The sequence below is a fragment of the Aminobacter sp. P4_D5 genome (genome assembly GCF_056401815.1).
Window position 1 is genome coordinate 1 of sequence record NZ_JBFUIP010000483.1, and the last position, 908, is coordinate 908.

Annotated in this window: 2 protein-coding genes; both read left to right on the top strand. The window is 66.9% G+C overall.

Annotated elements, in window-relative coordinates:
- The coding region (locus tag AC1DWF_RS32925; protein WP_476842710.1) for a tyrosine-type recombinase/integrase at nucleotides 1-395 on the top strand (395 nt) is incomplete at its 5' end.
- Between the two features lie 49 nt (nucleotides 396-444).
- Nucleotides 445-908: hypothetical protein (locus AC1DWF_RS32930; RefSeq protein ID WP_476842711.1), on the top strand; the 464-nt coding region annotated here is incomplete at its 3' end.

Consider the following 908-nt stretch of genomic DNA (forward strand, 5'->3'; position numbering starts at 1 on the left):
GGACGGACCAAGCCGGGGCCGGGGCGGAAATCGCCGTGCCGAACGGCCGCTATATCAAGCCGTGCGAATTGCTCCGGGACTGGCTCACGGCTTCCGGCATCACGGAGGGCGCGCTGTTCCGTCAAATCCGGCGCGGCGACAACCTGCAGGCGGAACGGCTGTCCGGTGCGTCGGTCGCGGCCATCGTCAAGAAATGGATCGGCACAACCGGCAACATGCCGGGCGACTTTGCCGGGCATAGCCTGCGGTCGGGCTTCGCGACAGAAGCCGTTGCCAATGGCGCGGACCCGTTCGCGATTGCGACAATCACGCGGCATAGAAGCTTGGACACGTTGCTCGGCTATGTGCGGCGGCGAGACGCTTTCGTGCAGCACCCTGGCGACGGGTTCTTATAAGGACTTTTTTGGGTGCATCCGCTCGGGGATCGCTGCTAAAGCAACGCCCATGGTTGCCACGGCAAAGACCCTCGCAAACCTGCGGCCGTTTCCTCCGAACACCTCGGGCAATCCGGCTGGGTCGGCGGTCGGGAGCCGGTATCGCACGGCGCGCCTGCTAGACGAGTTGGGCGAGACGGCCGCGCTCGGCTTGCTGCGGACGCTCATAGAAGCCGCCGAGACGGGCGACGTGGCCGCTGCGGCGCTCGTCCTGACGCGCATCTGGCCGGCACGCCGAGGCCGCCCTGTGCGCCTGCCGATGCCGCTTCTGTCCGAGCCCGGTGGGCCGGTCGCGGCGCTTGAGGTCATTGTCGCGGCGATGGCCAACGCCGAGATTTCGCCGGAAGAGGCCTATCAGGCGACGCAAAGCGTGCTCGCCTACATCAAGGCGAAGGAAGCATGTCCGCAGCCGCCCGAGGGGTCGGCCGGAATGCTCATCCGCAAAGACACGTTCGCGGATGACCTCGCCCAGCT